Genomic DNA, 23,239 nt, shown 5'->3' on the forward strand with positions numbered 1-23,239 from the left:
CGATCTGGCTGCCCTTTCGTAGATTGCGATTGCGGAAACATTCCGGCGCGGTCGTTTGGCGCACCATCATGGGCACGGGGGGATAAAGGCGCAGCGCTTCGCGGAAGACGTCGCGAGCCGTGCGCAGCTTGCCCATCACCGCGAAATCGGGGCCAAGGGCGAGCGCCGCTTCGGCTTCTTCCGCCAACCTCTCTTGCCAAGCGGGGTAGCGCGCCAGAAGGTAAAGCGCCCAACCCAAGGCCGAAGCGCTGGTCTCGTGCCCGGCCAGAAAGAAGATCGCGACCTGATCGACCATCTCGTCGGTGCTGAAGCGCGCGCCGGTTTCGGGGTCGGACGTCGTCATGATCTTGGTGGCCAGATCATCGGGGGCGGTGCCTTGCGCGATCTGGTCCATGCGTTCTGCCGTCAGCCGGGTGATCAGCGCGCGAATGGCCGCCGCCGTTGCCCGCGTCTCGGCCCGGTGCCCGCGCGGCATCCAGCGTGGCAGGGGAAGGAAGGCTGCGGCATTTAGGATCGGCTGGGTGCGCTGATAAGCGCGGAACTGATGAAACACTTGCGCCGCGATCTCATCCTCGATCGGCAGGGAAAAGAGCGTGCGAAAAATCACATCGGCCGCGGCATGGCTCATGTCCTCCTCGATCTCGCGGGGGCCGGGGGCGATGCGCGCAACCGCCGCCTCGCCCGCCGCCCAGATTGCGGGGAAGGTGTCGCGCAAACGCCCCCCCTCAAAGGCCGGGTCGATGATGCGGCGCTGGCGTTGCCATTCCGCGCCATTGGTCAGAAAGACGGACCGCCCCAGAAGCGGCCGCAGCCCTTCGCCCACGCGGTCGGATTTGGGGAAATCCATCGGTCGTGCCTTCAGCACCTCGTCGATGAGCGCGGGCTGGTTGATCAGGTAGCTGCGGAAGAACGGCGTGCGAAACTCGGCCATCCAAGCCCGGTACAGCCGCGCGGGCTGGGCCGACAGGATGTCTTGCCGGAAAAGCCGCATATAGCGCCAAAGCGAGACACGATCGGCGCGCGCTTGCGGCTTGGGGGGGAGATCGGGCGCGCTCATGCGGCAAGCTTTGTGTATCGATTGACTGCCCGTTCGATCCGCGCGGGCGAGGGGGCGCGGCCCGCAAAACGCGCAGCAAGCGATTTCGGCCCGGCGGTGATGCGGAAATAGTCGTAATCATCCGCGCGCCCCGGCAGGTTGTCAAAGGCGTTGAGATATTGGAAATGCGCCTCGAACAGCTTCCAGCGCAGCGCCGCCCATGTCTCGGGGCGCAAGCTTTGTGAATAGGCGGCCGAAATCACGAGGGGCCATCGCTTGCCCTCGGGCGCCACGCCCGACACCGACACCGGATCGCACAGCGCAAAGGAACAGCCATCGCCCGGCGCGGTCACATCGACCCATGTCAGCGCATCACTGTTGGACAGACAAGCCAGATCGGCGCGCAGCCGATGGGCGCGCGGCAGAAAGCTGACCATCGGCACCACATGACCCAGCGTGAGAAGCGACAGGGCCGGCCCGCCCACCGGCACCCGGCCGGCCCGGATCAGATCGGCCAGCACGGAGATCGCGATATAGGCCCCCGAGGAATGGCCGATGATCAGCACCTCGTCGGTGTCGGACTTCAGCGCATCCGCGATTGCATCGGCGAATTCCGCCATCCGCGCTTCTTGCACCGAGGGATAGGCCCCCTGCGCCTGCGCGGAAAAGGCGTAGTCATGCATCAGGTACCACGCCAGCAGATGATCGCGCCTTTGGCACCAGCGCAAGAAGCCCCCGATCGACGCCAACCCCGCCAATCCCGCACAGAGCAAAAGGATCAGATCCCATGGTCGGGCAAGCGGTGCATGCGTCACAGATTGAACCGCATAAAACCCGCTGGCCAAGAGCGCTGTATAGATCACGAAACCCAAGGCCAGCGCCAAGACCGCCTGCAACAGCAATACCATGACGGGGTAGAGTGCCGCGATCACAGGCCCCTTGCGCAGCCGCATCAGCCGAAACAGCGCGCCTGATCCGATATAGGCCCAAGCGGTGCGCGCTAGCTGAGCGTAGCTGGCCAAAACCCCCTGATCCATCGATGCGCGTACGATATCGGCCCAGACCATCACCTCGAGATCGGTATCCGTGCTGGCCTCTTCCATCCGCGCCGCGATCCGCCAGCCGAAACGGCCCTTGGCGCTGCGCGGGGCGATTTCGATGGCATATCCCGATAGCGCGGCTTGCTTGGCCGATTGGCGGCGATAGCGTTCGCGATAGGCGCGCGGCGGCACGGGATCATAGCCGGGGATATACATCACCCGGCGCTTTGCGATCACAATCGGTGGCGCGGCACTCGTCATGGCGGCTAGGCTAGCGCGGAATAAGGGCGGGCTTAAGGCGAAATTTCAGCCCAACAGTCCCAGCGCGGGAAAGGTTTCCAGCAGCCAGAAAGAAAAGGTCGAAAACGCCCCGGTGATCAGGGCCACGCCGACGCCAACCAACAACAAACCCATCACCCGTTCGATGGTTTTCATGTGGTGCTTGAGGCGGTTCATCACCCCCATCGCGCGGTCGATGAAGCCCGCCGCCAACAGAAACGGAATACCAAGACCCACCGCATAGACCGCCAAAAGCGTGGTGCCGCGTGACACGCTGGCCTCGGTCGCGGCGATGGACAGGATCGCGCCGAGTTGCGGGCCGATGCAAGGCGTCCAGCCAAAGGCAAAGGCCAGCCCCAGCACATAGGCCCCAAAGGCCGAGCCACCGCGATCGCCTGCATCCAGTCGCGCCTCGCGGTTGAGGATGGGAATGGTGATCACGCCAAGGAAATGCAGACCGAAAACGATGATCACAGCCCCCGCGATCTGACCGAGAAGGATCTGGTTTTGCAAAAAGAACTGGCCAAAGATCGAGGCGGTGAAGCCCAAGAAAACGAAGACCGTCGACAGCCCCAGTACGAAAAACAGCGCCGCTAATAGCGCTTTGCGCCGTGCATTGCGGGCATCGGTATCGATCTCGGCCATGGAGATGCCGCCCATATAGGCAAGATAGGGCGGCACGATGGGTAAGACGCAAGGGCTGAGAAAACTCAAGATACCCGCGGCAAAGGCCACGAGCATCGCAGGCAGAAGACTTGCGTCGAAAAGGTCGATCCCGAACATGAGGGCCTGTGTAGCCGCTTGGCGGGCGGGCGTCACGCGCCAAGGCGTCACATTCGCGTGGTTGGGGGCGGTAACGCGTTTTGCTGCAGCGAAACGTTACGGAAAACTGCAGTTTTGCGACCTGCGAAACTCCAGTTTCGCATCGGCTCATTGGGGGCTGCGGGGGCAAAGGATGCGGACAGGCCCTTGGTTGCAGAAGATGATGATCTGGCCGGCATTCTTGATGGCGCGATGACCGCGGCGATGGATTTCTGCGATAAAGACATCCCGACCAATATGCCGCTCTACATCGCGCGCGGCACGGCGAATGACCTTGCCGTCGCGCCCTTGGGGTGACTTGAAGACATCGGCCAGAAAGGCTTCGGGGGATGTGTTGGGCGGCTGTCTATCCATGCCGCAAACCTGCGGTGATTCTGCTTGACCTGAGTTTAACGCCCGGCCTTGATCGCCTCGAGCACATAAAGCCGGATCGCGGCGGCAAGGCCCGAGGTGACGCCGCGGCCCGCATCGATCTCGGCGACCAACTCATTCACAGATTTGTCCTGCATCTCGGCCAGACGCTGCAACTCGAGCCAGAACGCATCTTCGAGCGAGACGCTGGTGCGATGCCCGCGCAAGGTGAGGGAATGTTTGCGCGGCCGGCCGGTCATTCGTTCTCGTCCTCGCGTTTGTGCTGGTCGAGATGGCGGGCGGCTGCCTCGGCCGCGCGGGTGGCGGCGTCGCGCTCGGCTTTGGTCTGACCAAAGCGCGCGGCATTGGCATCGGCTTGGCGCCGCTTGTCGTCGCGCGCGCGGGTTTTGCGCGCACGCGACAGGTTGACGATCTTGGCCGTCAAGTCGGGCCGATCATCTGTTCGGGGCGCACGACCCGGTCGAAGGTCTCGGCATCGACAAAGCCAAGGCGGATGGCCTCTTCGCGCAAGGTGGTGCCGTTCTTATGCGCGGTCTTGGCGACCGTGGTCGCGTTGTCATAGCCGATGGTGGGCGCAAGCGCCGTCACCAGCATCAGGGATTCCCGCATCAGCTTTTCGATGCGCTCCACATTGGCCTCGGTGCCCATCAGCATGCGTTCCGTGAAGCTGTCGGCGGCATGGCCAAGAAGTGTCATGGATTGTAGCAGGTTATAGGCCATCATCGGGTTGTAGACATTCAACTCGAAATGGCCTTGGCTGCCGGCAAAACCGATTGCCGCGTCATTGCCGAGGATATGGGCGCAGACCTGCGTCAGCGCCTCGGCTTGCGTCGGGTTCACCTTGCCCGGCATGATCGAGGAGCCGGGTTCATTCTCGGGCAAGATCAACTCGCCCAGACCCGATCGCGGGCCAGAGCCGAGGAACCGCATGTCATTGGCGATCTTGTAGGCGGCCATGGCGGCCGTCTTGATCGCGCCCGACATGAAGACCATCGCGTCATGCGCCGCCAGCGCCTCGAACTTGTTGGGCGCGGTGACGAAGGGCAGGCCGGTGATCTGGGCGATGCGCGCGGCGATCGCCACATCCCAGCCCTTGTCGGTGTTGAGCCCTGTGCCGACGGCGGTGCCGCCTTGGGCCAACTCGTAGATGCCGGGCAGCGCCAACTTGATGCGCGCGATGCCGTTGCGGATCTGCATGGCATAGCCGGAAAACTCCTGGCCCAAGGTCAGGGGGGTCGCATCTTGGGTATGTGTGCGGCCGATCTTGATGATGTCGCGGAACGCCTCGGATTTGGCCTCGAGGCCCGCGGCGAATTTCTCGAGTCCCGGGATCAGCACCTCATGGGCTGTCACGGCGGCGGCGATATGCATGGCCGTGGGGAAGGTGTCGTTCGAGGATTGGCCCATATTGCAATGATCATTGGGATGGACCGGCTTTTTCGAGCCGATGACACCGCCCAGCATTTCGATCGCGCGGTTCGAGATCACCTCGTTGGCGTTCATGTTCGATTGCGTGCCCGATCCCGTCTGCCACACGACCAATGGGAAATGATCGTCAAGCTTGCCCGCGATCACCTCTTGGGCGGCGGCGATCATGGCATCGGCCAGCGTCGCATCAAGCTTGCCGGTGGCAAGGTTTTCTTCCGCACATGCACGCTTGATGACGCCCAGCGCGCGCACGATGGCCACGGGCTGCTTTTCCCAGCCGATGGGAAAATTCATGATCGAGCGCTGCGTCTGTGCGCCCCAATAGCGGTCGGCTTGCACCTCGAGCGGGCCAAAGCTGTCGGTTTCAGTGCGTGTCTTGGTCATGGGCCTGTCTCCGGTATGCGGTCGTATGCCGTTTAGCGCCAGCCAAGAGGCTGTGCAATGTGCGGCAATGCCTCACTGCGCCGTACTTTGGCGGAAAAAGCGATAGACCCGCGCGGGCGGGATGTTGCGCCAGATCTTGGCGCTGATCCGCCATTCCAGTTCCATCTCGTCGCGTAGCGCGCGGGCCACGGGCGGCTTCGGGCCATAGGTGAACTGCACATAGCGCCCGTCTTGGGCAAGCTGTGCGAAACTGCCGCCAAGAATGCCGCGTTGCAGGGCCAGCGGCATCGACAAAAGCGGCAAGCCAGAGATGACGGCCTGCACCTCCGACAGATCCAGATCGCCGACATCGCCCGCACTCATCTTGTGGTGATGAACGCTGGGAAAGCGGGCCTGAAGATGGGCATGGAATTCGGGGTTCATTTCGATTGTGTGCAGCGCCGCGGGTGCGATGCCGCGATCCAAGATCGCTTGGGTGATCACGCCCGTGCCCGCGCCCAATTCGATGACCGGCCCCTTGGCGGGGTCAAGCCCCTCGGTCATTTCCGCGCAAAGCGCGCGCGACGAGGGGGCCAAGGCCACGACCTGACCGGGGCGGCGCAATATCTGACCCATGAACAACGCGAAATCCCGCATGATACGCCCTGTTTGACAGCGTTACGAACTGTAGCGCGGCGCTGTTGCGGGGCAAAAGCGGCGGGCCGTCACCTCATTGTCCCTTGCGGAAGCTGTCGAGGCGCACGACCTCGGCATGCTGGGAGGGTGTTTGCGCGGCGTCGGTCTGGCCCTTGCCGGGGCGCGGCGGCGGCTCATCCTCAGGCTCGTGGGCATCATCCCCATCATCGGCGCTTTCGAAGCGCAGCCCGAATTCCACCGAAGGATCGACAAATGTCCTGATCGCATCGAAAGGGATGCGAAGATGCTCGGGATTGTCGCCGAAATTGAGGATGATCGAAAATCCGTCATCATCGACGGCAAGCCCGTCATACCAATTCTGGATGACGATGGTCATTTCCTCGGGATAGCGGTCGCGCAGCCAATCTGCCAGCGCGACACCCGCCGCACCGGTGTCGAAGGTGATGAAGAAATGATGATCCCCGGGTAACCCGCTTTGCGCCACATCGCTCAGAACGTTTTGGATCAGGCCCCGCATCGCCCGATGCATCAGGCGACCATAGGCGATGGAGGACGTTCTGTCTGACATGGTCTCGGCACCCCGGCTTGGTCGCGCTTACCATAGAAGATTCGTTTCGATTTGAAAGGCGAGGCGTGGCCCGACCCGTCAGATCGCCGGAAAATTCGCCAAGACCAGCCATGCCGCCAAACCGGCCTCGAAACCGAAGAATGTCCAGCTTTGGCGGCTGGCCGCATCATCGCGCAAGATCGATGTGACCCGCCCCGTCGCGGCACCCGCATAGGCAAGCCCCATCACGACCCACGCCAGCGGTTGGTCCAGCAGCAAGGCACCCAACCCCAAACCCACGAACAAACAGCCCGAAGCGGCCGAGACTTCCGTGTAGGCCATGTTTGAAGGTCCGGCCTGCATGTCGAGCTGTGCCATCGTCCAGCGCGGCGCCAGCCAGCCCATCAGCCCCAAGCCGATGGTCAAGATCGCCACCGCGTAATTGATGAAATCGAAAGCGGTCATCAGGTTCCCTTTGGTCTGCAATGCGCGACGGTCCTGTTAGGTAAACGTCGCGCAGCGCCGCCCGGATCACTTGCGGATGAAAAAAACATCAAGCGCGTGTTGGCGAAAACGGGAAGCGGGGGGAAAGTGCAGGCTTCTGTTGCCAGGTGCCTGCGGACCCCGCCTTACGCGGCTAGGCGCAAGGGCTTAGTTTCGGCGACTCGAGCAGCTTACGCTGCCAGAGCCATTGCCGGAGCACGGTTGTCATTTGCAACTGTACGTTTCGGACCGATAACGGTGGTACCTCACCGGGACAAAGCTAACCTCTTTAGACGTTCGTCGATCCTGTTTCGGCCCCATGATCCGCAAATGACGGATGTTTGGTGGAGCCGCCGGGTACCGCCCCCGGGTCCGAGCCGTGTATTACAAGCGCGTTTATGTCCATAGCCCCGTTGCCGAGGCATTGGGAACATACGAGGCCGCTCGCTGGATTTCAAGCACCCGCGCAGGCGCGTTGCGGGTTCTTGCCTTGGCGGCGCGGTTCTGGCATGAGTTATGTAATAACATAACATTATAGGTGATGCCGTGCCCGATCTACGCCTTCCTGTCACAGTGCTGTCCGGTTTTCTGGGCGCCGGAAAAACCACGCTTCTCAACACGATCTTGCAAAACCGGGCGGGCCGCAGGGTGGCTGTGATCGTCAACGACATGGCACAGATCAATATCGACGCTGATCTGGTGCGCGCGGGCGGCGGGCTATCGCAGACCGAGGAAAGCTTGGTCGAAATGTCGAACGGCTGCATCTGCTGCACGCTGCGCGAGGATTTGCTGATCGAGGTGCGGCGCTTGGCCGAAGCCGGGCGCTTCGATGCGCTGGTGATCGAATCCACCGGCATTTCCGAACCCTTGCCGGTTGCCACCACCTTTGATTTCCGTGACGAAGACGGGGTCAGCCTGTCCGATGTGGCGCGGCTTGATACCATGGTCACAGTGGTCGATGCGGTGAATCTGTTGGCCGATTATTCCAGCCATGATTTCCTGTCCGCACGCGGCGAGAGCATGGGCGAGGGCGATGAGCGGCGCTTGGTGCATCTGTTGACCGACCAGATCGAGTTCGCCGATGTGGTCATCCTCAACAAGGTCGGCGCGGCGGGCCACGAGCGGGTCGATGCCGCGCGCAAGATCATCCGCAGCCTCAACGCCGATGCGCGTATTCTGGAAACCGATTTCTCGGATGTGGCGCTCTCCGATGTGCTGGAAACCGGGCTTTTCGATCTCGACCGCGCGCATCAGCACCCGATGTGGGCCAAAGAGCTTTACGGTTTCGCCGACCACATCCCCGAGACCGAGGAATATGGGATCAGCTCCCATGTCTACCGCGCGCGCCGCCCCTTCATCCCCGAGGCGATCTTGGCGCTGCTTGACGGGGACTTGCCGGGGGTGATCCGCGCCAAGGGGCATTTCTGGATCGCCACGCGCCCCGATTGGGTGGCAGAATTTTCGCTTGCGGGGGCGCTGTCCGGCGTGACGCCGCTTGGCACATGGTGGGCTTCGGTTCCCAAGGACCGCTGGCCCGAGCATGACAGCGCGCGCCGTTACATCACGGAGCATTGGGCCGAGCCTTGGGGCGACCGGCGGCAAGAACTGGTGTTTATCGGGGCGGGCATCGATTGGCCAGGGCTCAAGGCGCGTCTGGATGCTTGCCTGTTGCCCGAAGGTGTCGATGGTGCTGAGCTGCCCGATCCGTTTCCGCGCTGGCGGCGGGCCGAGGCCGCAGCATGAGGCGAGGCGGCAATCTGGGGGCGACGCGGCTGCGCGGCAAGCCGCGCCAGGTCGATCCGATGCGGGTCTATGACAGCCTGCCGCCCGATCTGCGTACGTGGCTTGCACATGCCGCACTCCCTTGGTCGCCGCTCTCGTGCCTCAGGCTGTGGCGGCGCGCATTGCGCGAAGAAGGGTGCGTTGATCGCGCCCGTGCCCGGCTTGACCGGGCCGAGGCAGCATGCCTTGAACGTGACCGTCGCTTGGGGGGCGGGCAGACGTAAAAAAACGGGCGCCGACATGGGCGCCCGTTTTCGTAATCGATGATCGACGGATCAGAAGCCGGCCTTGATCCGCTCGAAGGCTTCGGCCTGACGCTCGCGCTGTTCGTTCGAGATCGGCAACTGTGCCAGAACCGGCACGGTCACTTCGCCAAGGCCTGCGGCCTCCATCGCTTCGGCACCAAGCGCCATGAGTGCTGCCTGATTGGCGGTGCCGAAGCCGTTTTCCAGCAAGGGCAGCGCCGAGACATCGGCATGCATCGCGTTGATGAAATCATAGGCCTGATCTTCGGAGCCTTCGCCATTGGCCATGTTCACATAGCCGCACAGCCAGACCGAAGAGCCTTCGGCGGTGTTGCGGTTGAAGCCGACGGGGAAACCCTCATCTGCCAGCGACACCGGCACTTCGTTCCAGACCCAAGCGGCCTGCACCTGTCCCGAGGCCATCAACTGCTGAATCTCGGCCGGATCGACCCAGTAGTTCAGCAAATTGCCGTGGATGCCGCGCAGCCATGCGGTGGCTGCCTCGAACTGCGCGTCAGTGGCTTGCGACCAATCGGTCACGCCCGTGGCGAGATAGGCCAGCGCATAGGCATCATCGACATTGTCGGGGATCGACAGGCGGCCCGCATAGGCGGGGTTGTTGAAGATCTCAAGCGTGGCGATATCTTCGGAAGGCACGGTTTCGGCGTTATAGGCCACGGCCGTGGTGCCGTAATCGGTAGGCAGGAAGAACAGATCGGCCGTCCCTGCGCGCACATCTTGACCAAGAAGGTCGGCATTGAGCGAGTCATAGGCCGCAACGCGCGACCGATCCCACGGCTCGATAATGCCCGATTCCTGCCAACGCGGCACAGAGCCCGCGCAGATATGGGTCACATCCGACCGAAAGCCCGCGAGCAGACGCTGAAAGGCTTCATCCTCATCGCCGAAAAAGACGAATTCGGGGCTAGCGCCGTGCTGGTCGATGAAGGGCTGGTGGAAAGAGGGCTCTTCGAAACCCGAATAATCGAACACGAGCAAATCTTGCGCCGCTGCGATCGAGGGTACGGAAAGCGCGAGGGCCATGGCGGTGCCGAGGGCCATGCGATGGGTCATGATGGCGATATCCCTGTTGATGTGAATGATGGCAGAACCGCGAAAGAAACTAGGGCCGATGGCCCTGTTTGCCAAGGGGTGGTTACGCGGGATGAGTACGCGCGGCGCGTGCATCGAATACCGATTGGGCAAGCTGGCGTGTGTAGCGCTCCAACTCTTCCAGTGCAGCAATGATTTCAGGGCCATCCTGCCCCTCTGTTGCATCGGCGATTCGGGCGTGCAGCGCGATGATTGCGTCGCGCGATCGGGCCGAAAAGGTGATCATGTTCATCAGTGGTTGCATGGCCTCCACGGCGCCTGCAAGCTGATAGGACAACACAGGATTACCCGCTGCGTCGACGAGGGCACGGTGAAAGGCCACATCCGAGGCGCAAAAGGATTCATCGGTCAGGCCGGGCTGACCTTGGCGGGTGATTTCGGCCCGCATCGTGGCAAGATGGTCGGGGCTACGGCGGGCGGCGGCAAGCATAGCACAGGCCCGTTCCATCGCGAAACGCGCCTCGCAGGCGGTGTCGAAACTCGTGTCGTTCATGCCCAGCAAAAGTGTCGATGTCGTAATCTGTTGGGCATGGGCATCAGTATAGCTCAGCCGGTTGATGAAGGCGCCCCCAAAGGCGCCGCGCTGGGTCCGGATCAGTGATTGTGCGGCCAGCCGTTTCAGCGCCTCGCGCACCGTCGGGCGTGAGACGGCGAATTGTTCGGCCAATTCCGCCTCGGACGGCAGGCGGTCGCCCACGATCAACGCGCCAGACACGATGGCGTCGCGGATGGCGCTGGCGATCTGTGCCGAAAGATCGGCTGTGCTGTCCGGATCGATTTTCATTTGTCAGACATTTAAAAGTCTGACAATTGTTTGGCAAGCGAAACGAGTCGTCGGGGAGGGCGGCCAGACCATGATCGCCGCGCGCATCAGATCTATGGGCAGCCCGCATTGGCTGGCACTTTACGGCGCGATCTTGCTGTCATGGGGCGCGCTTTACCTGATGGCCTTGCCCGCCGATCTGCGCGCCGCCGGTGCGATCTATGGCGCGGAATTCTTGGCAAGCCTGTGCATCGTGACGCCGGATGCGGCGGGCTATCTTGGCCTTGTCGCGATGTGGGCGATCATGTCGGCGGCGATGATGGCCCCAACGGCCTTGCCTGCATTCGCAGCCTTTGACGATCTGAGCGCGCGGGCGGGGGGCGGCTTTGGCGCGCTTGTCGTGGGGTTCTTGGCGGTATGGCTGGGCTTCTCGGTCTTGGCGGCCGCCTTGCAACTGGCGCTTTTTCAGATCGGATACCTCAGCGTGTTCGGGGATAGCCAATCGCTGGTTTTGTCGGGGCTGTTGTTGGGGCTGGCGGGAGCCTATCAATTCTCGGCACTCAAAGATGCCTGCCTGACGCAATGCCGCGCGCCCTTGGCGTTTTTCATGAGCCATTGGGCCGAGGGGCCGCTGCGCAACGGGGTCCGGCTTGGTGCCGCCTGTTTGGGGTGTTGCTGGGCGTTGATGCTTTTGGCCTTTGTCGGCGGGGTGATGAATCTGGCCTTCATGGCGGTGGCGATGATGCTTATGGCATTGGAGAAATTGCCCGAGATCGGGCGTCACATCACGCGGCCCTTGGGGGTTTTGCTGATCGCTTCGGGCGCGGCAAGCCTTGGCCTTGGCCTTATCGGATAAAGAAGAGAGGAAGCACCATGTCGCTCAGACGCCGCCCCGAGGCCGACCGCCTGCCGGTCAGCCAACGTATCGATCAACGCATGGACAGCCCCAAGCGCCGCCAGATGCGGCCTACGGATTGGGCGATCAAGGGCGAGTTGTTCCTCAACTGCAATTGCACGGTGTTCTGCCCCTGCGTCGTGAGCTTGGGCAAGCATCCACCGACCGAAGGCTCTTGCAAGGCATGGATGGCCATCGCCATTGATGAGGGGCATTACGAGGGTGAAAGCCTCTCGGGTCTCAATGTCGGGCTGATGGTCGAGATCCCCGGCCGCATGGCCGAGGGCAATTGGAAGGTCGCCGCCTATATCGACGAGGCTGCCAGCGGCAAGGCTTATAACGGCCTGCTCCAGATCCTTTCGGGGGCGGCAGGGGGAACCACGGGTCTTTTCACCATCCTTGTCTCGGAAATCATCCATGCCGAGCGCGAAAAGGTCGAGATCGTGCGCGAGGGGCGCCGCCGCGGACTTTATGTTGGCAAGAAGATCCAAGGCGAGATCGAGATGCTGGAAGGGGCAAACCCCGATGAGCCGGTGGTGATGACCAACACCCGCTACTGGATGGGCCCCGATGTGATCGCGGCGCGCGGTTTGAAATCCAAGGTGCGCGATTTCGGGCGGGTCTGGGATCTGTCGGGCAAATCGGGCGAGATCTGCGCCATTGATTGGTCGGGCAGCGCGGGCAAGTAAGCGATGATCACGCCCGGCTATTGTCAGATGATGGCGCGCTACAATGCGTGGCAGAACCAATCGCTGTTTCACGCGGCGGCAGGGCTGGCGCCCGAGGCGCGCGAGTTGGATCGTGGTGCCTTTTTCGGCTCTATCCGGGCCACGCTCAGCCACTTGATGTGGGGCGATCTGATCTGGATCGCGCGGCTGGAGGGGGGCGAAGGGCCGGGCGGCACCATCACGGAGTCGCCCCAGCGGTTCGACTGGCCGACACTTTGGGCCGAGAGGCCCAAGCTTGACGCACGGATCGCAGCCTGGGCGTGGATGGTCACGCCCGAAGAGTTGGCGGGCCAGATCAGCTGGCATTCCTTTGCCCTTGGGCGCGCCTTGGCCAAACCCACGGCGGAATGCATCATGCATCTGTTCAACCACCAGACCCATCACCGAGGCCAGGTCCATGCCATGCTGACCGCCGCGGGTGCGCGGCCCGATGATACCGATATTCCCTTCATGCCTGATGAGGTTCCCGAATGGCGTTGATCTCGCCCTCGCGCCGCTTGCGCCGCACGCCCTTTTCCGAAGGCGTCGAGGCCGCAGGCGTCAGCGCCTACACGGTCTACAACCGCATGCTTTTGCCGACCGTATTCCGTTCGATGGAGGAGGATTATCACCACCTGAAATCCGCGGTACAGGTCTGGGATGTCGCCTGCGAGCGGCAGGTGGAGGTGCGTGGCCCCGATGCCGCCAAGCTGGTGCAGATGCTGACACCGCGCGATCTGCGGGGCATGTTGCCGGGGCAGTGCTACTATGTGCCGATGGTCGATGAGACGGGCGGCATGCTGAACGATCCCGTGGCGGTGAAACTGGCCGAAGATCGTTGGTGGATCTCGATTGCGGACAGCGATTTGCTGTTATGGGTCAAGGGGATCGCCTATGGCTACCGGCTCGATGTCCTGATCGATGAACCCGATGTCTCGCCCTTGGCGGTGCAGGGGCCGAAAGCCGATGATCTGATGGCGCGTGTGTTCGGCGACGCGGTGCGCGACATCCGCTTTTTCCGCTTTGGACATTTCGATTTCCAAGGCCGCAACATGGTGATCGCGCGCTCTGGCTATTCCAAGCAGGGCGGCTTCGAGATTTATGTCGAGGGTAGTGATATCGGCATGCCCCTGTGGGACGCCTTGATGGAGGCGGGGCGTGATCTGGATGTTTACGCCGGATGCCCCAATGGGATCGAACGGGTCGAGGCTGGATTGCTGAGTTATGGCAATGACATGACCGCCCAGAACACCCCGCATGAGGCGGGCTTGGGCCGGTTTTGCAATACCGCCACCGCGATCGGCTGCATCGGCCGCGATGCGCTGTTGCGGGTGGCCAAGGAAGGGCCGATCAAACAGGTGCGCCCCATCGCGATCGACAGCAAAACCCTGCCGCGCTGTGATCGGCCTTGGGCGCTGATGGCGGGCGATACCCGCGTAGGTCAGGTGACATCAGCCGCGCAATCACCCGATTTTGGCTGTGGTGTGGGCATCGGCATGGTCCGCATGACCCATTGGGAGGCGGCAACAGCGCTGCATGTCGTGACGCAAGACGGCACGTTTCCAGCCGTCGTGAATGATAAATTCTGGTTATAAAACAATGATCTGTGGTGCGTTGTTCGTGTCCACGGAGGAAAGGTGACACGCTATGACATTTCGCGCCCTGGTCGTTGAGAAGGATGCAGACGGCAAGACACATGCCGCGGTTCAGACGCTCGCGGATGATCGTCTGCCCGAAGGCGATGTGACAGTCGCGGTCGAATACTCGACCGTGAATTACAAAGACGGGCTTTGCCTTGGGTCCGGAGGCGGTTTGGTCCGCAACTACCCGCATGTGCCGGGGATCGACCTGGCCGGCAGCGTCATCGCCTCGGATGATCCGCGCTATAACCCCGGCGACAAGGTCGTGCTGACCGGCTGGCGCGTGGGCGAGGCGCATTGGGGCGGCTATGCCGAGCGCGCGCGCGTCAAGGCCGATTGGCTGGTGCCGCTTCCGGCGGGATTGACGACGGAGCAGGCGATGGCCGTCGGCACCGCCGGCTTCACCGCGATGCTAGCGGTGATGGCGCTGGAAGATCACGGGCTGAACCCCGATCAGGGCGAGGTTCTGGTCACCGGGGCCGCGGGCGGTGTCGGCTCGGTCGCGACAGCGATCTTGGCCAATCTCGGCTATGCTGTCGCCGCTGTCACCGGGCGCGCGGATCAGGCCCAATACCTGCATGGCTTGGGTGCCGCGCGCATCGTGGCGCGCGAAGAGGTGGCCGAGACCGTCAAGCGCCCCCTCGAGGCCGAGACATGGGCAGGCTGCGTCGATGCCGTCGGCGGCACGATGCTCGCGCGTGTCTTGGGACAGATCAAATATGGCGGCTCGGTCGCGGCGGTGGGGCTGGCGGGTGGTGCGGGGCTGCCCGCGACGGTAATCCCCTTCTTGCTGCGCGGTGTGAACCTGCTGGGCATCGACAGCGTCATGCAGCCCTACGCCAACCGCCTGCGCGCATGGGAGCGGATCGCGCGCGATCTGCCGATGGACAAGCTGGCCGCGATGGTCACCCCCGCGGGCTTGGACGATCTGCCGAAGCTGGGGCAAGATATCCTTGCAGGTCAGGTGCGTGGCCGCATCGTGGTCGATCCGCGTCGCTAGGGGTTTTTGGGGGCGTCGCGCCGCACAGCTGGCGCGTGGTCCCCGTGCCAATACCGCGCACATCATCATCACGGCGCTTTGCCTTTCTTGCCGGGCATGCGTATTGGGGGAAAGATGAAGGCAGGATCGCGCGCATGACCAAGACCCCCACCGGCAAATCCAGCAGCGGACGCGGGCAGCGCGAGTTGCGCACCAAGGTCAAGACCGCGCGCGGGCGCAAGCTGAGTTCGACGCTCTGGCTTGAGCGGCAACTCAACGACCCGTACGTCCAGCGCGCCAAGCGCGAGGGGTATCGCGGGCGCGCGGCCTACAAGATCATGGAGTTGGACGATAAGTTCCGTTTCCTCGTGCCCGGTGCGCGGGTGGTCGATCTGGGCTGTGCGCCGGGCGGTTGGTGCCAAGTGGCCGTGCCGCGCATCAACGCCTTGGGCGAGAAATCGGGCAAAGCCGTGGGCCGGATCATCGGTGTCGATCTGCAAGAGGTCGATCCCATCGCGGGTGTGGAATTGCATGTTCTCGATTTCCTGGAAGACGGGGCCGATGAGCGGGTCAAGACATGGCTGGGGGGGCGGGCTGATGTGGTGATGAGCGATATGGCCGCGGCATCCTCGGGCCATAAGCAGACCGACCACATCCGTATCGTGGCGCTTTGCGAGGCGGCGGCGCAGCTGGCATTCGATGTGCTGGAACCCGGTGGCACCTTTGTCGCCAAGGTCTTGGCGGGCGGGGCCGAGGGGAGCTTGCAGACCTTGCTCAAGCAGCGCTTCGACAAGGTCGTCAATGTCAAACCCCCCGCCAGCCGGGCCGATAGCTCCGAGAAATTCGTCGTGGCCACGGGGTTTCGCGACGTTGCGGGGGATGCACAATCGGACGATTGAGGGGGGTGGCGCGGTTTTCGCTCTTTTCCTCTGGCGCGCTGCATGAAATAGGGACGTGCCAACGCTGAAGCCCAAGGAGACCCCGATGGAGATTCGCGAGGCACTGACCTTCGATGATGTTTTGCTCGTACCCGGAGCGAGTTCCGTCTTGCCGGCAACGGCCGATACGCGCACGCGGGTAACCAAGTCGATTTCTCTCAATATCCCCTTGCTGTCTTCGGCGATGGATACAGTGACCGAGGGGCGCATGGCGATTGCCATGGCGCAGGCCGGTGGCATGGGCGTGATCCACCGCAACCTCGATGTCGAGGCGCAGGCCCGCGAGGTGCGCCGCGTCAAACGCTTCGAGAGCGGGATCGTCTACAGCCCGGTGACATTGACCCCTGACCAGACCTTGGCCGATGCGCGCGCATTGATGGAGCGTTACGGCTTTACCGGTTTTCCCGTGGTCGACGATCAGCGCCGCGTCTTGGGCATCGTGACCAATCGCGACATGCGCTTTGCCGAGCAAGACGATACCCCCGTGCGCGTGATGATGACGACCGAGAACCTCGCCATATTGCGCGAACCCGCAGACCGGGGCCAAGCCATCAGCTTGATGAAATCGCGCCGGATCGAAAAGCTGCTTGTGACCGATGCGACGGGCAAGCTGACGGGCCTTTTGACGCTGAAAGACACCGAGCGCGCGGTGCTGAACCCGCAGGCTTGCAAAGATGAGTTGGGCCGTTTGCGTGTGGCTGCGGCCACAACTGTCGGTGATGCGGGCTTCGAGCGCTCGGCGGCGCTGATCGATGCGGGCTGTGATTTGATCGTGATCGATACCGCGCATGGCCATTCCGAAGGGGTGGCGCGCGCGGTCGAGCGGGTCAAGGCACTGTCGAACGCGGTGCAGGTGGTGGCGGGCAATGTGGCAACGGCCGAGGCCACGCGCGCGCTGATCGATGCAGGTGCCGATGCGATCAAGGTGGGGATCGGCCCCGGCTCGATCTGCACCACGCGGATTGTGGCCGGCGTGGGCGTTCCGCAATTGACCGCGATCATGGATTGCGCAGCGGCCGCGGCGGCCAGCGAAACGCCGGTCATCGCGGATGGCGGGATCAAGTATTCGGGCGATTTCGCCAAGGCGATTGCGGCGGGCGCGCATTGCGCCATGGTGGGCAGCATGATCGCCGGCACGGATGAGAGCCCCGGCGAGGTGATCTTGTATCAAGGTCGCAGCTTCAAATCCTATCGCGGCATGGGCAGCCTTGGGGCGATGGCGCGCGGCTCGGCGGATCGGTATTTCCAGAAAGATGCCGCCTCCGACAAGCTGGTGCCCGAAGGGATCGAGGGGCAGGTGCCCTATAAAGGTTCGGCAGGCGCCGTTGTTCATCAACTCGTTGGCGGTCTGCGCGCAGCGATGGGCTATACGGGCTGTGCCACTGTCGATGAGATGCGCCGTGATTGCCGCTTCGTGCGCATCACCGGGGCGGGGCTGAAAGAAAGCCATGTGCATGATGTGCAAATTACCCGCGAAAGCCCAAATTATCGTTTGGGGTAAGTATTTTGCCGCTTGATTGTAAGGTGGATCATTGACCCCGGCCGCCCGCGCCGCCGCGGCGATTGCGGTCTTGGATGACTGGCTGTCGGGCCAAGCCGCCGAGCAGGCGCTGACCAACTGGGCGCGGGGCGCGCGCTATGCCGGGTCCAAGGACCGCGCGGCGGTGCGCGATCTTGTCTATGATGTCTTGCGCGCGCGCGAAAGCTGCGCGCGCCTTGGGGGCGGTGGCGACGGGCGGGCCTTGATCTTGGGTCTGACGCGGCTGCAAGGCATTGATCCTGAAACTATTTTTACGGGTGATGGCTATGCGGCGCCCGTTTTGCTTCGCGATGAGCTGGCGCAGGCTGTCGATCGTGACGGGGCCGATCCGCAGCATGATGTTCCGGCATGGCTGTTGGATCATGTGACGCAGCGTGCGGGGGATGCTTTGCCCGCGCTTTTGGCGGCTTTGCGGATGCGCGCGCCGCTCTATCTGCGGGTCAACACACGCAAGACCACGCGCGAGGATTGTATCGCCCATTTGGCCAGCCAAGGGATCACGGCAGAGGCCGAGCCCCGCGCGGCAACGGCGATCTTGGTCACATCGGGGGCGCGTCAGGTCAAATCGACCCAAGCCTATCGCGAGGGGTGGATCGAACCACAAGATTTATCGGTGCAGCGCGCCGTTTTGGCGGTGGATTGGCCTTCGGGGCCGATCCTTGACTATTGCGCCGGGGGCGGTGGTAAATCCTTGGCCATCGCGGCGCTGACGGGCCAGCGCATGTGGGCGCATGATGCAGCGCCAAGGCGCATGGCCGATCTGCCGATCCGTGCCGCGCGGGCCGGGGCCGCTATCGATCTGCTCGGCCGTGATGCATTGCACCAAACCGGCCCTTTTGCCGCCGTGCTTTGCGATGTGCCTTGTTCCGGCTCTGGGACTTGGCGGCGCGATCCGGAGGCGAAATGGCGCCTGACTCCCGCGCGCTTGGCCGAACTGGTCGCGCTGCAGGCCGAAATTCTCGACGCTGCAATGGCCCTTGTCGCGCCGGGTGGCCAGTTGGTTTACATGACATGCTCGCTTTTTCACGCTGAAAACGAGGCGCAAATCGCGGCGTTTTGCGCGCGCAATCCCGATTGGCGCCGCGAGATGGAGGGGGTCGCGACACCGCTTACCGCCTCGGACGGGTTCTATCACGCGGTCCTGCGCGCGCCTTGAACATCTTGCTTGTGCAATTTTCGATAAAATTCCGTATCTTAAGATTCGCTTAACCATTCGAAGCCTAGGCAACGTTTGGCGGATCGGGGCTTGATCGGAACGAGAGGCACAGTGAAATCGGATCAGATGATCTCGCGTTGGCTTGCGCCGACGGCATGGGCGCGGTTGCAACCGATGCTGCTGCTTTTATTCGGCGTGATCGCGCTTTTGGCTGCCGTGCTTGTCGAGAGCCTGCAATGGGCCTTCGCATTATGGGCGACCGCCGGCGGGGCCTTGTCGGCAAGCGCGCTTGTGATGGGGGCGGCGATGGTGCGCCGGGGGCGGATGCGCGCGATGTTGCGGGCGGCATTGCGGGTCATGGAACATGATCCAGCCCCCTGTTTTTGCAGCGATGGTGCAGGCGCGATAGTCGCCGTGAATGCCGCCGCCGCGCGCCGCTTTGGTGAACCTTTGGGCCAACCGATGTCACGGGCGATCCTTGGGATGTTGCCCAATGCCGCCGCGGTCGTATTTCGCACCGAGACCGCGCTGGAGCGCCAGCCCATGACCCATGAAACCGTGTTGACCACGCGCGGCCCGGTGCGTTTGACCGCGCATCGATTGGCGGGTGGCGTGTTCTGGCGCATCGATGACCAAGGCGGCGCGGCACCCCATTCCGGCGATGGTATCGCGCTGCCGATGATGGTGGTCAGCCAATCGGACACGATCTTGTCGATGAACCCCGCAATGCGCGATGTCTTGGGCCGCCGCCCCACCGCATTGGCCGATGTCTTTGCGCAGTCACCTGTCATCGCGGGGCGGCGAACGATCCTGAACGGGGCGAGTGGCGAGATCGCGGTGGTGCCGGTGATCGTGCCATCGCGCGATGGACGGCGCGAGGTTTATGTCGTGCCCGGCCTTGCCGATCCGCCCGCCGCATCGGTCGCCGCGCGCGCCTTCGAGTCGCTTCCGGTGGCTTTGCTGCATATTGGATCGGATGGCTGTCTGCTGGCCTCCAATCGCCATGCGCAGGCGCTGCTTGGGATCGTCGATGCCGCCACCGGCCCCTTGTCGCAATTCGTCGAAGGGCTGGGCCGACCAGTGAACGACTGGGTGATGGACACGCTGGCCGAACGCATCCCCGACCGATCCGAGGTGGTGCGCGCCCGACGTCGTGAGGAAGAGGTCTTTTTGCAGATCACGCTGAGCCGGATCACCGATGCATCGGGCCCGTCGCTTTTGGCGGTGTTGCATGATGCGACCGAACTCAAGACGCTCGAACAGCAATTCGTTCAAAGCCAGAAGATGCAGGCGATTGGCGAATTGGCAGGCGGTATCGCGCATGATTTCAACAACTTGCTCACAGCGATTGCGGGGCATTGCGACTTGCTTTTGTTGCGCCACGACCAAGGCGACCCCGATTACGGCGATCTGGTGCAAATCAACCAGAACGCCAATCGCGCCGCGGCGCTTGTGGGGCAATTGCTGGCATTTTCGCGCAAACAGACGCTTGAGCCCGAGATCCTCGATCTGCGCGACACGATGGGTGAATTGACCCATCTGTTGAACCGGTTGGTCGGCGAGAAGATCACCCTGACCCTCAGCCATGATCCGGCGCTTTGGCCGATCCGCGCGGATCGTCGCCAGCTTGACCAGGTGATCATGAACCTCGTGGTCAATGCCCGCGACGCCATGCCCGATGGGGGTGAAGTGCGGGTTGAAACGCGCATGGTGCGCTTGACCGAGCCGCTCTATCGCGATCGCGCCGAGGTGCCGGCGGGCCGCTATGTCACCATCCGCGTTTGCGATCAGGGTCATGGTATTGCGCCGGATAAATGCCACCGTATCTTCGAGCCGTTCTTCACCACCAAACGTCAGGGGGAAGGGACAGGGCTTGGCCTGAGCATGGCTTACGGCATCATCAAGCAGACGGGTGGCTATATCTTCGTCGATAGCGTGGTGGGCGTGGGCAGTACATTCATCATCTATTGCCCGGCCTTCGATCTGCCCGCGCAAGATGTGATCGCGCAGCACTCTCCCCTCCCGCCTCAAATCATGCGCGCCAAGGCGGATCACGATGTCGATCAAACGACCGGAGTCGTTTTGTTGGTCGAGGATGAGGCCCCCGTGCGTGCCTTTGCGGCGCGTGCGCTGCGGCTACGCGGGTATACGGTGATCGAGGCTGGCTGTGCGGAAGAGGCCTTGGAGAAACTCGATGATGAGGCGCTGAAGATCGATCTTTTCCTGACCGATGTGGTGATGCCCGGCATGGATGGGCCATCTTGGGTGCGCCGTGCGCTGTTGGCGCGACCCGGCGTCAAGGTGGTTTTCGTTTCGGGATATGCCGAAGATCAGCTCGAGGATGGATCGATCGCCATCCCCAACGCGGTCTTTTTGCCCAAGCCATTCTCCTTGGCCGATTTGACCGAAACGGTGCAGCGCCAGTTGCACTAAGCCCGCCGCCTCACTTGCCAAGACTTGCCCATAGCGCGAAATCGGCCGCAGCCTCGTGGTGCAATCGTGCCTCAAGCGCAGGGGGAAGCGTCAGATCGGCCTGTGGCGAAATATTGCGTCGCCCCAGATCGAGAGCGATGCCCAGTCGCGCCTCCAAGAAAGCGATCGCCTTTTCCATCTCCTCGTAGCGGAACAGATGGTCGACGATAAGCTTGCCCTCGGCATTGGACACGAAACGCGACTGGCGGCCGACACGGGCATATTCCGGCTCTGGATCACTCAACCAACCCGTGACGAATTGGGTGAAATCCATCGCGGCAGTCGAGCTTGCGGTGGCCGCGATCTCGGGGCGGGCGCGGTAGCGATACCAGCTGCCCAGCCAATCGCGCGGCTCGCGGATGACGGCCATTGTCTCGATCTGACGCGTGCCACGGTTCTCGAAGAACGGTGCAAGCTGGTTGCGCCAGCGCCGCGCGGTCAGATGTTTCTTCTCGGGCGGGTTGAGAATCGCCGCATCGGCATGCGCCAAAAGTGCGGCCTCAAGCGCGGTCGTGCCCGTCTTCGGCACCGCCAACAGGACCAATTTGGCTTTCCAGAACAATAACATGAACAGCTTCCCCTTACCGGGCGCACAAGATCAACCTTTCCTTAACCCTTCATCGTAAATCTGGGGCCGTGCAAGATTTTACTTGAACTGTTCTTGTTTTGTTTGCAAAAGGGAAGCAGAACAAGAGGTGAACATGAGCATCCCGTTGCCGCGCCAGCCGCGACGTGGAATAAGGAGGTCAACGCAATGGCAACGGCAACGCTTCTCGACATGACAGACCGCATTTCCGCCGATAAACAAAAGGCGCTCGACAGCGCATTGGCCCAGATCGAACGCCAGTTCGGCAAGGGCTCGATCATGAAGCTGGGTGGCGATAACGCCATGCGCGACATCGAGGCGACATCGACAGGCTCGCTTGGCCTCGACATCGCGCTTGGCATCGGTGGCCTGCCCAAAGGGCGGATCATCGAGATTTATGGCCCAGAAAGCTCGGGCAAAACGACGCTCACCCTGCATTGCATCGCGGAAGAGCAAAAAAAGGGCGGCGTATGCGCCTTTGTCGATGCCGAACATGCGCTTGACCCGCAATATGCCAAGAAGCTGGGCGTCAATCTTGACGAGCTTTTGATCTCTCAGCCCGATACGGGCGAACAGGCGTTGGAAATTGTCGACACGCTGGTGCGCTCGGGCGCGGTCAGCATGGTGGTGGTCGATTCGGTGGCCGCGCTGACCCCGAAATCCGAGCTTGAGGGCGATATGGGCGACAGCTCTGTCGGCGTGCATGCCCGCTTGATGAGCCAGGCGATGCGCAAGCTGACCGGTTCGATCGCGCGCTCGAATTGCATGGTCGTTTTCATCAACCAGATCCGGATGAAGATCGGCGTCATGTTCGGCAGCCCCGAGACCACGACGGGCGGCAATGCGCTGAAATTCTACGCCTCGGTCCGGCTTGATATCCGTCGCATCGGTTCGATCAAGGACCGTGACGAGGTCGTGGGCAACACCACCCGCGTCAAGGTGGTCAAGAACAAGGTCGCCGCCCCCTTCAAGCAGGTGGAATTCGACATCATGTATGGCGAAGGCATCTCAAAGACCGGGGAGTTGGTCGATATGGGCGTCAAGGCCGGTGTGGTCGAAAAATCCGGTTCTTGGTATTCCTACGGCGATGAGCGCATCGGGCAGGGGCGTGAGAACGCCAAGCAATTCTTGCGCGACAACCCCGCCACCGCGCTGGAACTCGAGGACAAGATCCGCGCCGCCCATGGGTTGGAATTCGACATGGCCGCAAGCGATGATGACAGCCCCATGGATATGATCGACGACTGATTATCCTCGCGCTGAGCCGATCGCTGAAACGGCCCACGCACCGGCAGAGAATATATTAAGAAAAGGCAGCCCGCGGGCTGCCTTTTCAGCTTTCGTTTCCAAGCCATGCGGCATCAGGCTGTGGACATGGGCGGGGCAGGGGAATAGA

General features: G+C 62.5%; 25 protein-coding genes and 1 other RNA gene. 13 read left to right on the top strand and 13 right to left on the bottom strand.

The features are described from left to right. The 3 genes from ACTG4J_RS05250 to ACTG4J_RS05260 all read right to left on the bottom strand — a co-directional run. A partial coding sequence (locus tag ACTG4J_RS05250) for a cytochrome P450 (protein ID WP_439137693.1) occupies nt 1-1,057 on the bottom strand: 1,057 nt, incomplete at its 3' end. Further along, complete coding sequence (locus tag ACTG4J_RS05255) at nt 1,054-2,337, bottom strand: hypothetical protein (protein WP_439137694.1); 1,284 nt, start codon at nt 2,335-2,337, stop codon at nt 1,054-1,056. The genes ACTG4J_RS05255 and ACTG4J_RS05250, both read right to left, overlap by 4 nt. Nucleotides 2,338-2,382: 45 nt before the next feature. Then, on the bottom strand, nt 2,383-3,138 hold the full coding sequence (locus tag ACTG4J_RS05260; RefSeq protein WP_439137696.1) for a cytochrome c biogenesis CcdA family protein: 756 nt from the start codon (nt 3,136-3,138) through the stop codon (nt 2,383-2,385). 186 nt (nt 3,139-3,324) lie between these two features. Between ACTG4J_RS05260 and ACTG4J_RS05265 the strand changes: the two genes are divergently transcribed. After that, nucleotides 3,325-3,474: a hypothetical protein gene (locus tag ACTG4J_RS05265; protein WP_439137698.1), complete on the top strand. Its 150-nt coding sequence runs from the start codon at nt 3,325-3,327 to the stop codon at nt 3,472-3,474. 92 nt (nt 3,475-3,566) lie between these two features. On the opposite strand, the gene ACTG4J_RS05270 is transcribed toward ACTG4J_RS05265, so the two are convergent. The 7 genes from ACTG4J_RS05270 to ssrA form a co-directional block, all read right to left on the bottom strand. Next, complete coding sequence (locus ACTG4J_RS05270) at nt 3,567-3,788, bottom strand: ribbon-helix-helix domain-containing protein (protein ID WP_439137699.1); 222 nt, start codon at nt 3,786-3,788, stop codon at nt 3,567-3,569. Continuing rightward, on the bottom strand, nt 3,785-3,973 hold the full coding sequence (locus ACTG4J_RS05275; protein ID WP_439137701.1) for a DUF4169 family protein: 189 nt from the start codon (nt 3,971-3,973) through the stop codon (nt 3,785-3,787). The genes ACTG4J_RS05270 and ACTG4J_RS05275 overlap by 4 nt, the downstream gene beginning before the upstream one ends. Continuing rightward, nucleotides 3,970-5,361 carry a class II fumarate hydratase gene (gene fumC / locus ACTG4J_RS05280; RefSeq protein WP_439137703.1) on the bottom strand — a complete coding sequence of 464 codons (1,392 nt, stop codon included), beginning with the start codon at nt 5,359-5,361 and terminating at the stop codon, nt 3,970-3,972. The genes ACTG4J_RS05275 and fumC overlap by 4 nt, the downstream gene beginning before the upstream one ends. Nucleotides 5,362-5,433: 72 nt before the next feature. Further along, on the bottom strand, nt 5,434-5,997 hold the full coding sequence (locus ACTG4J_RS05285) for a class I SAM-dependent methyltransferase (protein WP_439137705.1): 564 nt from the start codon (nt 5,995-5,997) through the stop codon (nt 5,434-5,436). Nucleotides 5,998-6,070: 73 nt separating this feature from the next. Further along, entirely contained in the window at nt 6,071-6,565 is a 495-nt protein-coding gene (locus ACTG4J_RS05290) for an SspB family protein (protein ID WP_439137707.1), read from the bottom strand. Nucleotides 6,566-6,643: 78 nt separating this feature from the next. Next, nucleotides 6,644-7,009: a DUF4345 family protein gene (locus tag ACTG4J_RS05295; RefSeq protein WP_439137709.1), complete on the bottom strand. Its 366-nt coding sequence runs from the start codon at nt 7,007-7,009 to the stop codon at nt 6,644-6,646. A 125-nt stretch (nt 7,010-7,134) separates the two neighbouring features. Further along, nucleotides 7,135-7,489: a transfer-messenger RNA gene (gene ssrA, locus ACTG4J_RS05300) on the bottom strand. Nucleotides 7,490-7,573: 84 nt separating this feature from the next. On the opposite strand from ssrA, the gene ACTG4J_RS05305 reads away from it, so the two are divergent. Continuing rightward, nucleotides 7,574-8,770, top strand: coding sequence for a GTP-binding protein (locus ACTG4J_RS05305; protein ID WP_439137711.1), 1,197 nt, complete (start codon nt 7,574-7,576; stop codon nt 8,768-8,770). Beyond that, complete coding sequence (locus ACTG4J_RS05310; RefSeq protein WP_439137713.1) at nt 8,767-9,033, top strand: DUF6525 family protein; 267 nt, start codon at nt 8,767-8,769, stop codon at nt 9,031-9,033. Before ACTG4J_RS05305 ends, ACTG4J_RS05310 begins: the two co-directional genes overlap by 4 nt. Nucleotides 9,034-9,084: 51 nt before the next feature. Here ACTG4J_RS05310 and ACTG4J_RS05315 read toward each other — a convergent pair whose 3' ends face one another. After that, nucleotides 9,085-10,128: an ABC transporter substrate-binding protein gene (locus ACTG4J_RS05315; RefSeq protein WP_439137715.1), complete on the bottom strand. Its 1,044-nt coding sequence runs from the start codon at nt 10,126-10,128 to the stop codon at nt 9,085-9,087. 82 nt (nt 10,129-10,210) lie between these two features. Next, nucleotides 10,211-10,951: a FadR/GntR family transcriptional regulator gene (locus tag ACTG4J_RS05320; protein ID WP_439137716.1), complete on the bottom strand. Its 741-nt coding sequence runs from the start codon at nt 10,949-10,951 to the stop codon at nt 10,211-10,213. Nucleotides 10,952-11,021: 70 nt separating this feature from the next. Between ACTG4J_RS05320 and ACTG4J_RS05325 the strand changes: the two genes are divergently transcribed. The 9 genes from ACTG4J_RS05325 to ACTG4J_RS05365 all read left to right on the top strand — a co-directional run bounded on the left by ACTG4J_RS05325 (nt 11,022) and on the right by ACTG4J_RS05365 (nt 21,218). After that, on the top strand, nt 11,022-11,786 hold the full coding sequence (locus ACTG4J_RS05325; protein ID WP_439137718.1) for a DUF2182 domain-containing protein: 765 nt from the start codon (nt 11,022-11,024) through the stop codon (nt 11,784-11,786). A gap of 17 nt (nt 11,787-11,803) precedes the next feature. Further along, a complete protein-coding gene (locus ACTG4J_RS05330) occupies nt 11,804-12,514 on the top strand; it encodes a DUF1326 domain-containing protein (RefSeq protein ID WP_439137719.1) in 711 nt (236 codons plus the stop codon). Nucleotides 12,515-12,517: 3 nt separating this feature from the next. Beyond that, complete coding sequence (locus ACTG4J_RS05335; RefSeq protein WP_439137721.1) at nt 12,518-13,033, top strand: DinB family protein; 516 nt, start codon at nt 12,518-12,520, stop codon at nt 13,031-13,033. Beyond that, nucleotides 13,024-14,127 (top strand): dimethylsulfoniopropionate demethylase, encoded by a 1,104-nt coding sequence (locus ACTG4J_RS05340; protein ID WP_439137723.1) that lies wholly within the window; start codon nt 13,024-13,026, stop codon nt 14,125-14,127. Before ACTG4J_RS05335 ends, ACTG4J_RS05340 begins: the two co-directional genes overlap by 10 nt. Before the next feature lie 52 nt (nt 14,128-14,179). Next, nucleotides 14,180-15,172, top strand: a complete 993-nt coding sequence (gene acuI / locus ACTG4J_RS05345) for an acryloyl-CoA reductase (protein ID WP_439137725.1) — start codon at nt 14,180-14,182, stop codon at nt 15,170-15,172. 134 nt (nt 15,173-15,306) lie between these two features. Next, nucleotides 15,307-16,050 carry an RlmE family RNA methyltransferase gene (locus ACTG4J_RS05350; protein WP_439137727.1) on the top strand — a complete coding sequence of 248 codons (744 nt, stop codon included), beginning with the start codon at nt 15,307-15,309 and terminating at the stop codon, nt 16,048-16,050. Between the two features lie 85 nt (nt 16,051-16,135). Further along, complete coding sequence (gene guaB, locus ACTG4J_RS05355) at nt 16,136-17,590, top strand: IMP dehydrogenase (protein ID WP_439137729.1); 1,455 nt, start codon at nt 16,136-16,138, stop codon at nt 17,588-17,590. Between the two features lie 31 nt (nt 17,591-17,621). After that, the gene (locus ACTG4J_RS05360; protein WP_439137731.1) at nt 17,622-18,785 is read left to right on the top strand and encodes an RsmB/NOP family class I SAM-dependent RNA methyltransferase; all 1,164 of its coding nucleotides are present in this window, start codon (nt 17,622-17,624) and stop codon (nt 18,783-18,785) included. Between the two features lie 126 nt (nt 18,786-18,911). After that, nucleotides 18,912-21,218: an ATP-binding protein gene (locus tag ACTG4J_RS05365; protein ID WP_439137732.1), complete on the top strand. Its 2,307-nt coding sequence runs from the start codon at nt 18,912-18,914 to the stop codon at nt 21,216-21,218. A 10-nt stretch (nt 21,219-21,228) separates the two neighbouring features. Here the strand turns inward: ACTG4J_RS05365 and ACTG4J_RS05370 are convergent, their stop codons facing one another. Then, a complete protein-coding gene (locus ACTG4J_RS05370) occupies nt 21,229-21,825 on the bottom strand; it encodes a gamma-glutamyl kinase (RefSeq protein ID WP_439137734.1) in 597 nt (198 codons plus the stop codon). A gap of 186 nt (nt 21,826-22,011) precedes the next feature. Here ACTG4J_RS05370 and recA point away from each other — a divergent pair, with 186 nt between their 5' ends. Beyond that, nucleotides 22,012-23,091, top strand: a complete 1,080-nt coding sequence (recA, locus tag ACTG4J_RS05375) for a recombinase RecA (RefSeq protein ID WP_439137736.1) — start codon at nt 22,012-22,014, stop codon at nt 23,089-23,091. Nucleotides 23,092-23,239: the final 148 nt, after the last annotated feature.

It is taken from the genome of Roseicyclus sp. (genome assembly GCF_965662675.1).
In the GTDB taxonomy this organism is placed as follows: Bacteria; Pseudomonadota; Alphaproteobacteria; order Rhodobacterales; family Rhodobacteraceae; genus Roseicyclus.